This window comes from Nocardia sp. NPDC051570 (assembly GCF_044454005.1).
Taxonomy (GTDB): domain Bacteria; phylum Actinomycetota; class Actinomycetes; order Mycobacteriales; family Mycobacteriaceae; genus Nocardia.
In genome coordinates this window covers 1-12,459 of record NZ_JBITDI010000027.1, presented here as the reverse complement: position 1 = coordinate 12,459, position 12,459 = coordinate 1, and the positions used below count along the sequence as shown (strand labels likewise).

12 protein-coding genes and 1 pseudogene are annotated in these 12,459 nt (G+C 64.0%); 6 read left to right on the top strand and 7 right to left on the bottom strand.

Translation table 11 applies throughout. The features are described 5' to 3' along the window. Nucleotides 1–26: 26 nt before the first annotated feature. The 3 genes from gnd (at nt 27) to ACIA76_RS39745 (ending at nt 2,745) form a co-directional block, all read left to right on the top strand. On the top strand, nt 27–1,049 hold the full coding sequence (gene gnd / locus ACIA76_RS39755; protein WP_397160073.1) for a phosphogluconate dehydrogenase (NAD(+)-dependent, decarboxylating): 1,023 nt from the start codon (nt 27–29) through the stop codon (nt 1,047–1,049). 139 nt (nt 1,050–1,188) lie between these two features. Beyond that, nucleotides 1,189–1,599 (top strand): VOC family protein, encoded by a 411-nt coding sequence (locus ACIA76_RS39750; protein ID WP_397160071.1) that lies wholly within the window; start codon nt 1,189–1,191, stop codon nt 1,597–1,599. Nucleotides 1,600–2,406: 807 nt separating this feature from the next. Beyond that, nucleotides 2,407–2,745 (top strand): hypothetical protein, encoded by a 339-nt coding sequence (locus ACIA76_RS39745; RefSeq protein ID WP_397160069.1) that lies wholly within the window; start codon nt 2,407–2,409, stop codon nt 2,743–2,745. 317 nt (nt 2,746–3,062) lie between these two features. On the opposite strand, the pseudogene ACIA76_RS39740 reads toward ACIA76_RS39745, so the two are convergent. The 4 genes and pseudogenes from ACIA76_RS39740 to ACIA76_RS39725 form a co-directional block, all read right to left on the bottom strand. Continuing rightward, nucleotides 3,063–3,255, bottom strand: a pseudogene (locus tag ACIA76_RS39740) (hypothetical protein). Nucleotides 3,256–3,354: 99 nt separating this feature from the next. Continuing rightward, complete coding sequence (locus ACIA76_RS39735) at nt 3,355–3,567, bottom strand: hypothetical protein (protein WP_397160067.1); 213 nt, start codon at nt 3,565–3,567, stop codon at nt 3,355–3,357. Between the two features lie 96 nt (nt 3,568–3,663). Then, nucleotides 3,664–3,819, bottom strand: a complete 156-nt coding sequence (locus ACIA76_RS39730) for a DUF6131 family protein (protein WP_397160065.1) — start codon at nt 3,817–3,819, stop codon at nt 3,664–3,666. Between the two features lie 110 nt (nt 3,820–3,929). Further along, on the bottom strand, nt 3,930–4,364 hold the full coding sequence (locus ACIA76_RS39725; protein WP_397160063.1) for a hypothetical protein: 435 nt from the start codon (nt 4,362–4,364) through the stop codon (nt 3,930–3,932). 346 nt (nt 4,365–4,710) lie between these two features. Here ACIA76_RS39725 and ACIA76_RS39720 point away from each other — a divergent pair, with 346 nt between their 5' ends. From ACIA76_RS39720 to ACIA76_RS39710, 3 genes are all read left to right on the top strand, one after another. Then, entirely contained in the window at nt 4,711–5,034 is a 324-nt protein-coding gene (locus ACIA76_RS39720; RefSeq protein WP_397160062.1) for a hypothetical protein, read from the top strand. 843 nt (nt 5,035–5,877) lie between these two features. Then, entirely contained in the window at nt 5,878–6,603 is a 726-nt protein-coding gene (locus ACIA76_RS39715) for a hypothetical protein (protein WP_397160060.1), read from the top strand. A 275-nt stretch (nt 6,604–6,878) separates the two neighbouring features. Beyond that, nucleotides 6,879–7,955 carry a GAF domain-containing protein gene (locus ACIA76_RS39710; RefSeq protein WP_397160058.1) on the top strand — a complete coding sequence of 359 codons (1,077 nt, stop codon included), beginning with the start codon at nt 6,879–6,881 and terminating at the stop codon, nt 7,953–7,955. 1 nt (nt 7,956) lies between these two features. On the opposite strand, the gene ACIA76_RS39705 is transcribed toward ACIA76_RS39710, so the two are convergent. The 3 genes from ACIA76_RS39705 to ACIA76_RS39695 form a co-directional block, all read right to left on the bottom strand. Beyond that, entirely contained in the window at nt 7,957–8,289 is a 333-nt protein-coding gene (locus ACIA76_RS39705; protein ID WP_397160056.1) for an Lsr2 family protein, read from the bottom strand. Between the two features lie 156 nt (nt 8,290–8,445). After that, nucleotides 8,446–9,765: a tyrosine-type recombinase/integrase gene (locus ACIA76_RS39700; RefSeq protein WP_397160054.1), complete on the bottom strand. Its 1,320-nt coding sequence runs from the start codon at nt 9,763–9,765 to the stop codon at nt 8,446–8,448. A gap of 43 nt (nt 9,766–9,808) precedes the next feature. Continuing rightward, on the bottom strand, nt 9,809–10,033 hold the full coding sequence (locus tag ACIA76_RS39695) for a helix-turn-helix domain-containing protein (protein ID WP_397160052.1): 225 nt from the start codon (nt 10,031–10,033) through the stop codon (nt 9,809–9,811). Nucleotides 10,034–12,459: the final 2,426 nt, after the last annotated feature.

Here is a 12,459-nt window from a genome sequence, read left to right as displayed (position 1 = left end):
TCCGACGACAACGCTAGGAAGGCGTCATGCAATTGGGAATGATCGGCCTGGGACGCATGGGCACCAACCTGGTGCGCCGGCTGCTGCGGGATGGCCACGGATGCGTCGTCTACGACCGGGACACCAGCGCGATACGGGCGCTGGCCGGGGAAGGGGCGACCGGTATCGCCTCGATCGGCGAGCTGGCCGACGAGCTGACCGCGCCGCGAGCGGTGTGGGTGATGGTGCCCTCGGGCGGGCCAACCGATTCCGTGATCGGCGAACTCGCCGCTGTGCTGCAGTCCGGTGACACGGTTATCGACGGCGGGAATACCTACTACCGTGACGATATCCGGCATGCGAAACAGCTGGCCGAGCACGGTATCCGGTTGCTGGACTGCGGTACCAGCGGCGGTGTGTGGGGCCTGGACCGTGGCTACAGCTTGATGATCGGCGGCCAAGCGGACGCGGTCGCGCAGGTCGAACCCGTCTTCGCCGCACTTGCTCCCGGTATGCGGTCCGCGGCGCGCACCGCCGGCCGCGACGGTGCGGTTGCGCCGTCAGAGCAGGGCTATCTGCACTGCGGGCCCAGCGGTGCAGGGCATTTCGTGAAAATGGTCCATAACGGGATCGAGTACGGCATGATGGCCGCTCTTGCCGAGGGATTGAACATCCTGCACAACGCTGACGCCGGAGCGCGCGCGGCGGTGGCCGGGGACGCCGAGACCGCGCCGATGGCCGACCCCGAGTTCTACCGTTACGACCTCGACCTCGCCGAGGTCGCCGAAGTATGGCGGCGCGGCAGCGTGATCGGCTCGTGGCTGGTCGATCTCACTGCCGCGGCGTTGTGGCAGTCGCCGGACCTGGGCGATTTCGGCGGCCGGGTATCCGACTCTGGAGAAGGCCGCTGGACCGCGATTGCCGCGATCGAAGAAGGAGTGCCCGCTCCGGTGCTCAACGCCGCACTGGACTCCCGCTTCGTATCCCGGCACCTGGACGAGTTCGCCGACAAGGCACTGTCGGCGATGCGTAAGCAATTCGGCGGCCACAACGAGAAACCCGCCGAATAGGGGCTGCCGCACGCGGTGTGGCACGTCCACCTCGAACCTGAGATCACCATTGCCTGAGTGGCGCCGCCGATTATGCAGCCCGTTGCTCGACTGGGCGCAGTACCGTGAGCATTGTTCCCAGGCTTGCGAAAGGGAACCGATGGGTACCGAAGCGAGAGTCGCGTCGTGTTTGATGCGAGTGTCAGACCTGGATCGTTCCGTCAATTTCTACTGCGATGTGTTCGGATGCCGCATCGCAATTCACGAATCGGACGCGGCGCTTCTCATCACGCCCGATGGCTTCCAGATCTACTTGCGCTCGCACGAGGCGTCGAGCACACGCGGCATCGGCGACGTGGGCGTCGAGCAGATCATCTGGTCCGTTGACAGCGATGACGAACTGCAGCAGATCGAGCAGCGGCTGCGAGCCTACTATCCCAGTACGTACTCGAATACGGTCAACGGAATCAGTTTCGTCGACAGTGTCGACCCGGACGGCATTCGCGTGCTGGTCACTTACCCGACCCCCGAGCAGCTTCCGCGTGAGGTCATCGACAAGCGGCTGCGGTAGGTGAAGTTCGGCGGTGAGCAACCGATCCTCTGTGCGGCGCGCCGATGTGCAACGACGACTGTCGACAACTCGCGAGTTCCGACTGCTGGCTGGATCGCGGAAGTCCGCCCCTTCGGGGGTCGGATTTCAGAAACCGGTCGGAAGTTGTTCTGTCAGTCGGCTGCGCGGTTCTCTTGGTGTGCTTCTGTCAAGGGCGACACGAGATCGTATTGTCGGTTGCCAGGGGTAGGGTGTCGATCGATCAGCCGCCTCGAGTGGCTTCGTGCCGATTTCGCAGCAGGCTCACAGCGCGGGTGACACGATCGTCGCTGGTGTGGCCGCGACCGTTCAGCTCTACCTACCTCCGCAACATCTGCATCGTGTGCGGCAGGCGAAGTCTCAAGCTCCAAGTGCCGCCGCGAACACCTTCCACCGGGTTGAGGTCCTCGTCTATGACAAGATACTGGGCGATCGGCAAGATCATGGCCGCCCTTCTCTCACACCCCGTCGCGTGATGTCAGCGTCACCTATGCCAGTGACGATCGTTGCCGTGGTAGGGAAGTCGGACTCGCGCAAGATGAGACCGGTTGCCCCGCAACTGCTTTCCCTCGGCCGGGACCACGAGGGGGCGATAGAATCGGTACTACTCGGATCCCATCGAATCGGTGGCAGGGCGCCGAGGGCGGTGGTGCCGGTCGACATATCGTCGCGGGCCCGAGCGGCACGATCGTTTCCTGAACTCGTGGTCGCGGGGCGATGATGTGCGGAAACAATGATCCGGCAGCCGGTGCCGGTGCGGGCGGTGACTCTCTTCGACAGTGGACGGTGGTGGCCGCGGTGCTGGACAGCGATCGTGTCGGGCTCCTGCCGGCCGGGATAGTGGTGGCCCCCGAACTGGATATGGCGGCCGAGCAGGTGTGCGCTCATCTGCCGGTCCCCGAGGCGCAGGCCGGTGCCTGCTATCTGGTGGCCACACCCGCTGTGATCGAGCCGGATACGGCAACCGGTCGCCTGGTGACCGACAGCCGGTACACGTGGGTCAACCGGGTGTCCCGCGAGGGGGCGGACTGGACATTGAGCGAGTGGGTTCCCGCCGAAGGCCGGCTGCGGCTGCTGGATCCGGCTCGCTGGCGCGGCGGCCAACCCGACGCGCCGGGCCGCCGGTGACCGGGCCTCACGGGCGCCACCGCTGTCGTCGATGACCCCCTCTCGGTGTCGCGCCGACCGCCCGGCCACCCTCTGGAGGTTCCACTCGGCACCGAGGCAGGTCGCCCGCCCAACGACCGGCTACATCCACCCCCGTTCAGCCATCGGGGGTGGACCAACAGAGATTCGGCTCCGCCGGCACCAACCCCGATGCCCCGCCCGGCGCTACCAGCTCGAAGTATGGAGTAATTCGCAGGTGGTCCAGGCGTAGCCGTTGTCAGTTTCGCGGGCCGCGATCGAACTCGTGCCCGGACAGCTCGAGCTCGACCCCTGTGCGGTTACTTGCTGGGCCGGGGCACGTCGACCTGGCAGTTGCCGACGGTGGGGTGCATGCCGAGGTAATTGAGCGGTCCGGCGACAATGGTCGCCGCGATCGTTCCCGTCCTCGCAGGTGGTCGGTGCGCTGGAGTAGTAGTGCCGCTGCCCACCGGCGATGACGCCGATGATCAGCCACACGAACACCAGGATCATGACAACGCTGGCCCAGTGTGCGGTGACCTCCGGGTATAAGCCTGATCTCGCCTGGATAGGATCTCATCTCTGTCTCCGTGTAGTCGAAGGTAGTGCGGGTTACTCGAGTCGGTCTCGCCAGCTCGGGTAGGTGCGGATATGGCGTGCGCCGCCTGCGTTTTCGGCGCGATCACGGCCGATCGCGGTCTCCCCGGCCTGTGATCGGTGCCGCGGCCGTCGCGCTGCGCTGCCGAGGGCGGGTCGCTGATTGCCGGCCGAGAAGCGGTTCAGTACGGCCAGAGCGATGACGCAGAGCGCGATGCCCGCGATCAAGACGATGATGATGGTGTATATGACAGCTCCTGAGCGAAGGGTGGCGCTCGGCGGGTGACGGCGCAGTCGATGTCGAGCCGCTGTGCCGGGTGCCGGTCAGTAGTAATGGCGTCGGCCGCCGACGGCGTGCCCGGTGCGGCCCGCGACCATCAGCGCCAGGCCGATGAGCAGAACGATGATTCCGGCGGTGATCAGCAGCGGGATGCCGAGGATGAATCCGGCGACGAGCAGTACAACTCCGACAATGATCATGACGGGTTACCGGATTTCGGATGGACGTGAAATGTCACGCGGCAATCGGGCGAGTTTGCCGATGCGAGCGCGGTGGCCAACGGTGGCCGGCACGAGGGGACCTCAGCCGGTCACCGACCGGCTGAGGCGTGACCGAACAGCTTGTTGCCCAGACTGGGTATGCCGGGCGCGGGCTGGCTGCCGATTCCCTGCCCGGCCACGGTGCCGGGTGCGTCGGTGCCGGGTACGTCGGTGGCGACATGGGTGTCGGCGGCGACATCGATGGTGCCCGTCTGGCCTTCATAGATAGGGGTGTCCCGGGCGGCGGTTTCGAGTTCGCGGCGGGCACCGGCCAGCACCAGGCCCAGCCCGGCGATTCCGATGCAGCCGACGACGATGCAGCAGAGGAACAGCACGCCGGCCGATCCCGTGACGTGGTAGCCGAAGACCGCGAAGTTGTCGGTCATGGCGTGGCCGCCACTGATGGCGAATACTTTGGCGAAGACGACCGCGAAGCCGACGAGTGCGGCGGCGACCAGGACGACGAGCCCGATGATGACGATCATGACGATCCCTCGGATCTGTAGACCCTCTCAGTACACGCCGACCAACCACTGATGTCAACACTGTAGGTCTACAGGCCATGGCAGCAGCTGCCCTCGACCGCAGACGGGGAACGTGACATATACCGGCGAGAATGCCCAGATGCCAAGGGTGTCGACAATCGCGAGTTCTTGGACCCTGTTTGTCGACCGGCCACGCGGGGGATACTGGAGATATCGAGCCAATCAGCGGTCGTACCCTTTTTCGGGTGAGCATCGATCGGCTGTCTGTCCCGGAGCCGACAGGTTCGAGGGCCAATCGAGGAGGGCGCGATGAGCGCCGAACATCAGCCGCTGACAGCACCGGGCAATGACCCTGATCGACATGGGTGCCAAGGACTGGGCCGATGACGACGAGACGCCTCTGTTTCCCTCCCTCGCGGGCGGTTGGCGCGATCCTCACAACTTCGCGCGAACCTGGCGAGACGCGCGGGGTTCGGCCTATGCCTGGATCACAGCGCGGACGATGCGTCGAACCAACCTCACCGCCGTCGCCGAGGAATACGGTACCGAGCAGGCCAGCCGACAGGGCGGTCACGCGGTCATCAGCACCGGCGCGGACATCACCAACCGGTACCTGGACAGACCGCTGCAGGCACCGGACTCGACCTCAGCTCTCGAGAAACTGCGATAGCCCGCCGCAGCCGTACGGCCGCGATCCGGCTGCGGCGTACCTCCGCGAGCGGGCCACGCTCAGAAAACGAACCCCGAATCGAACAACAAGGAATGCGAGGCGAACCATGGGGGATCAAACAATGGGGGAAACCATGGGGGATGATCGAACAGAAACAGGTCAGGCCCGACGCAAACCGGTCCTGACCTGCGTAAACTGTGGAGCTAAGGGGACTCGAACCCCTGACCCCCACACTGCCAGTGTGGGGGCCTGCCCGAATCGGGCCGGTTTGGGTGTTGGATTTGTTTCCTTCGACTTTTCCAACACCAATCGGGGTAGAGATCGCGACCCTCGATGTCGAGCATTGACTGTATGAGAGCAGAACCTCAGGGAAGCCTCGGGCGCGCGCCGACTGGATCGGAACCACACCAGCAGCACCAGTCGGTCACGTACGCCGCCGCCCCGTGACGGATCCTCCTGCGTTGCCCACCGGAAGCCGGGGTCGCCCGATGCCCAAGCTTCCTCTGTCGAAGCCGGCGAGACGGAGTTTGCGACTTACCGCACCAGCAAGCGGATCTCGTCAGACGGGTGGCAGGTACTGATCGACGTTCAGCGCCCAGGCATATGGTGATCAATGCTTTACAGCACGGCGGGGGTGGAAGCACTTGGGGGATGGCAGAACTGGACGACGGATCGACGTCCCTCGATCTCTACCAATCCTCACCATTGAAGAGCCGTGACGCGCACCGCGATGACTCAACCGGTCCGGCTGCCCTGGGGCAATGCTCAAGATCCCGCTAGGTCCCAGGCCGATCTTCGCGATGCCACTTCAAACCCGAAGAGAGAATAGGAATGAACGAACCAATGGACAGCAGACCTGCACTGACGCTGATTGCGGGAGGCGATGGCACCCCGCCCGGCGATGACGGGATACCGAGCAAGTACGGCTATCAACCCCACGAGGACAGGTACGACCGATTCGGTCGGCTGCTACCGAGCTGGGGAATATTCGATCGCCGGAAGGTGAAGAACAATGGTGGCGGCAACTGGCGTGCCTGGTACGTCGACACCGATGGGGAGCGGTTCACCCAGGATTTCAGGTTGCAGCACGACGCCCAGGACTGGGCATGCGGTCACGCGGAAGCCTTGTACCAGTTCAGCTATGACGATTACCTGCTGCAGGCGACAGCCGAGGAGATCCATCGCGATCTGTTCGATCGCCAGTACACGATACTCGACGGCTGGACGGGCTTCCATGGTGGGCACGACCTTCACGCGGCTCGGCGCAATGGTGACGGGTACGGTCATGAGACTCCCCGGGGGATCCTGGTTGCCGCCTGGGCGGCGGCGCGCGGAGTCACCGTGCGGTATCGCGATGATCGGGGCAGGATTCGCACCGCCGGGCCCGGCATGACATGGAATATCGACGGTAACCTGCTGGAGGTCCTCAGCCCGTTCAACAGCCCGGGCGCGGTCATGACCCGCATCGACATCGACTCCGTGATCAGCATCGAGGTCTTCGCCGACGACAACTGGGATCACATGCGCGAAACTCCCCACGCCACCTCAGGACGAAAGCTAGCTCGATGATCCCCTCCGAGGTTCAGGAGACTCGAACCCCTGACTGCCAGTGTGGCGGTGCGCCCGACTCGGGGTTGAGTTGGGTGTTGGATTTGTTTCCTTCGACTTTTCCAACAGTGCCCTGGGTGGAGATCGCGGCGTCCGCTGACGAACATCGAAACCATGACGGCACACCAGATCGCAACGCTCGACCGAGCGTTTCCAGGCGACGTGGCTCACTCGGTCTTCCCGCGACTCACCACGCCCGGAACATCTTTCGGCTCCAGATTCCACGATGACCGGCTATGACCGTGCCGTCCACACCGTTTCCTGCTTCGCCGAACTCGATGCCACATCACGTCGACAGCAAACTGCCGGTGCCGATCCGACGCGCATCCCGCCACTGGGTGATAGTAGAGACACTTCGGGGTACCGAGTCTGCCTCGGTGATTGCCGATGGCGGCTATCGCCGTAACTTTGCCAACCTCAATCGGGTCACCATCGCCACCAGTGCCGCCATCGCTCGACGCCTTCGTCCGCTTGTCGTGCGCTCCGCGATCTCCAGGAGCACGCAATTCGACGAGATCGCATTGTCTTCCGGGGCGGCCCTCAGGATCCTCGCGGTACCAGTCTTCGGACCCGCGGGCACAGTGTTCGGGGTGAGCCTATGGGCTGGTCCTCCGGACGCGAACGATCTCCAGCGACCGACGGTCGGAGTGATCGAGTGGGATCGGGTAACCGGCCGAGCCGCGGTATCCACCACCTTGGGCCGACAACTCGAACTGACATCGACCGAAGATCTTTACTTCACACCACTTCCCAGGCTGATGTCGTGCTTCGATCGCTGGGATGACCGAGCGGGCTTCCTCTCATTGTTCGATCACGACAATCCCACCAAGAACTGGATCGGTACGGCGACAACGCAATCCCGCTCGGGTGCCCGCCAACTCCTGCGCATAGCCGCGAAGGTGTCACCGACCCAATCAAGTGTCCGAGCTATCGTCTGGAACTTGCCCGACGCCGACTCGGCCCCCGCGCCCGATTACCTCTCCGCAGCTCTACGGTCACTCCCTCTCGCGCCTGACCATGCGATCGGGATCATGGATCTGAAATCTTCCCTCATCCATGAGTGGGTTGATCCCAGCCGCAACCTGTCCTCGCAACGACACCAACCACCCTGGATACATCCGGCGGACCGAGCGACAACAACTACGACATGCCGCCAACTCCTTGCCGGACACTCGAGAATCACAAGCCGATTCCGGATCACCCGAGACCACGACGAATGGATCACCGTCCGCGCGCACTGGACACTGATCTGCCCCGGTACCCGTCCCCAAGCCCTGATCGATATCGCACCCCGGCACGGACGCCGCCGATGAGTTAAGCGACGGCCTTCTCGTACGCCGCCACCACGTTGGCTTGGATCCGTCCACGAGCCGAGACGCTGAAACCGTTCTTGCGAGCCCAGACACGGATCTCCGCGGTCTTCTCCGATTTGGTCGTCGGCCGGGCCGGAGCCTTGGACCGTGAACTGCGGCCTACCTTGCGGCCGTGTTCGGTCCACTGTTCGAAAGTTTCGCGAAGTTTGCCCGCATTGAGCACCGACAGGTCGATCTCGTACTCGACACCGTCGAGCGCGAACGACACCGTCTCCTCAGCTGGTGAAGTGCCGTCGAAATCATCGACGAGCTCGACAACAACCTTGCGCGCCATGGGAAATCCCCCTTCGATCGATACTGCAATTCGAACGCATAGTAACCAAGAAACCTCACCCAGCCACTGCACCTGGTGGTGGGGGGGGGGGGGGGGGGGGGGCGCCCCCCCCCCCCCCCCCCCCCCCCACCCCCCCCCCCCCCCCCCCCCCGCCGCTCAGAACCCCAATCCGTCTGCCGATGTCAGCAGAAGACACGACGAAGCCGGCTTGGCTGGTGCCACCTCACGGGCCGAATCGACACCGCCATCGATCGAGTCCTGACGCGAAGAGTTCTTGAGGTACTTCGAAATTCGCTTCGCGTCCTTCTCCAGCTGGGTCGTGTCGACGCGCAGATACAGCTCCGTCACCCGTGGATCGGAGTGTCCGGCGATCTTCTGCAGCCGATGCAGCGGGACACCGGCATCGGCGAACCAGGTCAACCCGGTGTGGCGCAGGGTGTGCCGCACCAGATGGTCGTAGCCCAGGTTGTGGACGACCTTGTCCCAGTTGGTGGCTCGGCGCAGACTCGCGGTCGCGATGCGTCCGCCACGCCGGCCCAGGAACAACCGGGCATCGGGATTTCCTCGACACGCGGCGATACGGGCCAGGATCATCGGGCGGATCTCTTCGATGATGGGAACTTTGCGGGCCCGGTTGCCCTTGGTGCCCTTGTCGATGAGGCCGCCGCGAGCCATGGTGGTCTGGCGCCGCACCGTCCAGACCCAGGACTCGGTATCGATGTCACGGAGCCGACAACCGGACACTTCTCCGATTCGCGCGGCGGTGCAGGCGGCGAACATCACCACATCGCCCCAGACCCGATACTGGTCGAACGATGCTTCGACCAATGCGTCGCACAACTCGACCAGTGCGTCCCAGTTCGGGATCGCCAGTGCCCGGGGGTCTTTCAGCTCGTCTTCGATTTCTTTGTAGAGATCTTGCCAGCCACGGATCCGGGCCGGATTGTCATCGCGGAGCCCGTCGCGCCGGGCTTGTTCCATGACCCGGACCAGAACGGCGAGAGTGTTCTTGACCGTCGACTTGCTGCGGCCGCCGTGCTCTTCGATCCACTTCACCACGGCCCGGTCGATCATCCCGTAGGTGATCGAGGTGATCGCGACGTGTCCCAACGTGGGGACGACCCGTCTGCGCCACCCGGCCAGATAGGGATCCAGGGTCTTGGCTTCGAGCCCGCGCAGTGCGAGATCCAGCGTGGACTTCTCCGAGTCCAGCGGAACGAGCTCGGCGTACTCGAGCAGCGTGAGATTGGCTCGCACCGGGTCGATTCCGCGGTCGGCGAGCCGCCTCAGTCGGTCGACCCAGTCCTGTGCCAGTTCTCGCGTCTCGAACGTGACCGACTTCGAGTCACGCGTGTGCGTGTGCGGATTGGTCCATCGTGCGCGAGACCGAAAAGGCTTGCCAGATCGGCACCGGGAGATCTCCTCGATATCGAAGGTCACCTTCAACCCGACCGGAACATCCAACGCCGTGGTCATCGCGCCCCCCGGACAATCGGGAGCAACAACATCGAGATACCGCTCAGGCTTCGGGGACCACATGTCGCGACTGCAGGAACGCTTCCAGATCGCTCTGCGGATACAGCGCGACACGGTCGGACAAGCGAATGAAACCGGGTCCCTGAGCGGGGGTAGCTCGCCGCCATCTGCGCACCGTCGAGGGGTCGACGCCGAGGATTTTCGCTACCTCGCCGGTGGTGTACATGCGTTGATCGAGTAGCTGGTGTGTGCTGGTGGTTGGTTGCACGACGAACCTTCCGTCCGGAACACCCGTCGCGCCAAGGGAACCGAAACGATCGGGCCCGAGAGTGCGCGACGGTGTGTGCGGAATCCGCTGCGGCTGAACGCGATTGTTGTTCGCCGCTGGCGGCGTCATCCGGCTCCGCCAGCGCGGTTATCGGGAATGCCCGGCAAAGCGGGCGCTCCCCCACGGTAACCGCGGTCCCAGCGTGCCCGCAACCGCCCGGTATGTCCTCGTGGAATCGGTCAACGCCGCACCGACGCGGCGGCACCGGCAGTACGCGGTGATGAGAAGGAAGAGCCGATCGCCCGCTGTGCTCGACTGCGACCGCTCTAGCTGAAGGACCCGTCAGACCCGGGCTCTCGCCCGTGGTCCACATTTGGTCCACAAAACGTGACCAGCAGAGGGGTAAAACCCCCTCTGACCTGGTCGGGCTGACAGGATTCGAACCTGCGACCCCTTGACCCCCAGTACGGGCACGAAAGGGTAATCGCAGGTCAGGAGGCATTCCGTTGTGTGCGGTTCGGTCAAGTGGACTGGGGTTGTTTGGCGGCGGGTATAGCGTGTGGTCCCGTTCTGGTCCCGCTCATTCGGGGCGTTCGGAAGATCGATGACTTGACGTTATGTGGATCTCGGGCGCAGGGATCACTTCTCCTTGCTGCGGGCGGCAGTCTTCGAAACGCAGGATTGGTGGTCTGTGGATACCACGTACCCGTCCTTGCATGCCGAGACGTAAGGCTTCCCCTTGCGACAACTGACTCTGCTGACATGGGGGATGGCCGTTGCATCGACGCCTTGGGAGGGCGTGTTGCTGCCGGGAGGCGGGAGAAGGACGCCACCGCAACTGTCAAGTTGTTTCTGTGTATCGATGCACTCGGTCTTGTTCGTGCCTTCGGTCCTGGCAAGTGATTCCCCTGGGCGACAAGTTGGTGTTTCAGCTGCGGCACGCTGGGGTGGGATGAGAGTGAGGGATGCTACTGCTGTCAACGCCGCGAATCCGGTGGCCAGGATAGAGATGGTGGGCCGACGTCGGCCGCTGCCGCCGGGCAGGGCTTGAGTGGCACCAGCTGGCACCGCCGTTGCGAACGGAAGAAGTACCGCCCCGCTGTACCTGTGCACCATGGTCGTGTTCCTTACTTGTCAGAAGTTATGGTCGTCGGTTCCGCCTCGGACGGGCAAAAGCAGCGGACACACCCACGAATATTCGTTTCTACTGATCGGTACGGATTGGTCCAGGAACAGTGCAGACGAGCGAGGGAGTTGGCTCGGATTGCCAGTCTCGGTTGTTAGACCCCACCGGTCCGAACCGCCCGAAACTACAGACGTGTCATGTTGCTATATGTGACCCGGAATCATTGGGAGACACACTAGCCGCCGCTTACGCATGTCTGGGGACTTCCGTCCCCCTGCTTCCTCGTCCTGGCCATCCCTGAGCAGAGGGAGGGCGTGTCAAGGGCGTTCTTTCCCTTGACTCGTCCGAGTGAGGTCAGACAATTGGGCCACGAGGAGGCAGGGATCTACGCAACCCAAAGGCCCACTACCTCACCGGGGCTTCCATCGCATGCTCGCCTTCGCCGACCGGGACCACAGCCAGTCGACTGGCTGTGGCTGGCCGATTCGTGATCAGGCTGCGGGAGAGCAGGTTGGGCACGACTACAGCCGTGCCCAGCACTGCTCGGTCGTTGCAGAGGTGAGCCGATCAGTATCCAGGCGTTTCCTGCGTGTGGCGCGTGCGCGGTGCCGACGTGCCGACGCGCCGCGGCGACGCCCCTTCAGCTGCGGTTGCGTGTCGCCGCGCGGCGGCGGCGCGCACGCGCCGCCGCAAGGCGGCGCTCTTGATCCTGTATGGCTGAATTCGGCAATGGTCCGCGCTGTTCGTGGGGCATGGCTGGAAGTCGGGGACGGCGCTGCTGAGGAGGCCTGCTCATTGAAGCGGCCGTCCTGCTTGCGCGGTGCGTCGGAATCGGTTGCGGTTCAACGATTTCGGTCGGTGGCCTGGCGTAAGGTGGTGACACCTCCGGCCGAGGGGCGGTGGACTTGGTCCACACACCGCGCCCAGGAAGGAGGTGGTGGGGATGGCGAATCATCGCCGGGAAAAGAGCAAGGCCCCGGTCGACTACGGCATCTGCCTGGCAGCTGCTGCTGTAGTCGCCGGAGCGCTTTTGCTGGTCCGCTGGTTGATGCGGGCTAAGTAACCCATCAGGTGGGGCGTCGTTGGAGCGGCGTCCCACCGCCAGCATCACTCGCGTGATAGATGCGAGTGTACGCGTTGATCAGGCAGTGGGGGAATACCCCAGCGAGACGCGCTGGATCACTGCCCCTTGGGATGAGTGTGACTACAGAGACTGAATTCGTGATGTCGCCGGGCTTGACGCTGTTGCGGGCTGGGTGGAGTACACCTGTTGGATGAGGTATCCGCAAGGCGGTGGATT

Bases quoted from the DNA above. Each gene is read 5' to 3' on its own strand.
- gnd (WP_397160073.1), top strand. From the start codon at position 27: ATGCAATTGGGAATGATCGGCCTGGGACGCATGGGCACCAACCTGGTG.
- ACIA76_RS39750 (WP_397160071.1), top strand. From the start codon at position 1,189: ATGGGTACCGAAGCGAGAGTCGCGTCGTGTTTGATGCGAGTGTCAGAC.
- ACIA76_RS39730 (WP_397160065.1), bottom strand. From the start codon at position 3,819: ATGATCATTGTCGGAGTTGTACTGCTCGTCGCCGGATTCATCCTCGGC.
- ACIA76_RS39725 (WP_397160063.1), bottom strand. From the start codon at position 4,364: ATGATCGTCATCATCGGGCTCGTCGTCCTGGTCGCCGCCGCACTCGTC.
- ACIA76_RS39720 (WP_397160062.1), top strand. From the start codon at position 4,711: ATGACCCTGATCGACATGGGTGCCAAGGACTGGGCCGATGACGACGAG.
- ACIA76_RS39715 (WP_397160060.1), top strand. From the start codon at position 5,878: ATGGACAGCAGACCTGCACTGACGCTGATTGCGGGAGGCGATGGCACC.
- ACIA76_RS39710 (WP_397160058.1), top strand. From the start codon at position 6,879: ATGACCGTGCCGTCCACACCGTTTCCTGCTTCGCCGAACTCGATGCCA.
- ACIA76_RS39705 (WP_397160056.1), bottom strand. From the start codon at position 8,289: ATGGCGCGCAAGGTTGTTGTCGAGCTCGTCGATGATTTCGACGGCACT.
- ACIA76_RS39700 (WP_397160054.1), bottom strand. From the start codon at position 9,765: ATGACCACGGCGTTGGATGTTCCGGTCGGGTTGAAGGTGACCTTCGAT.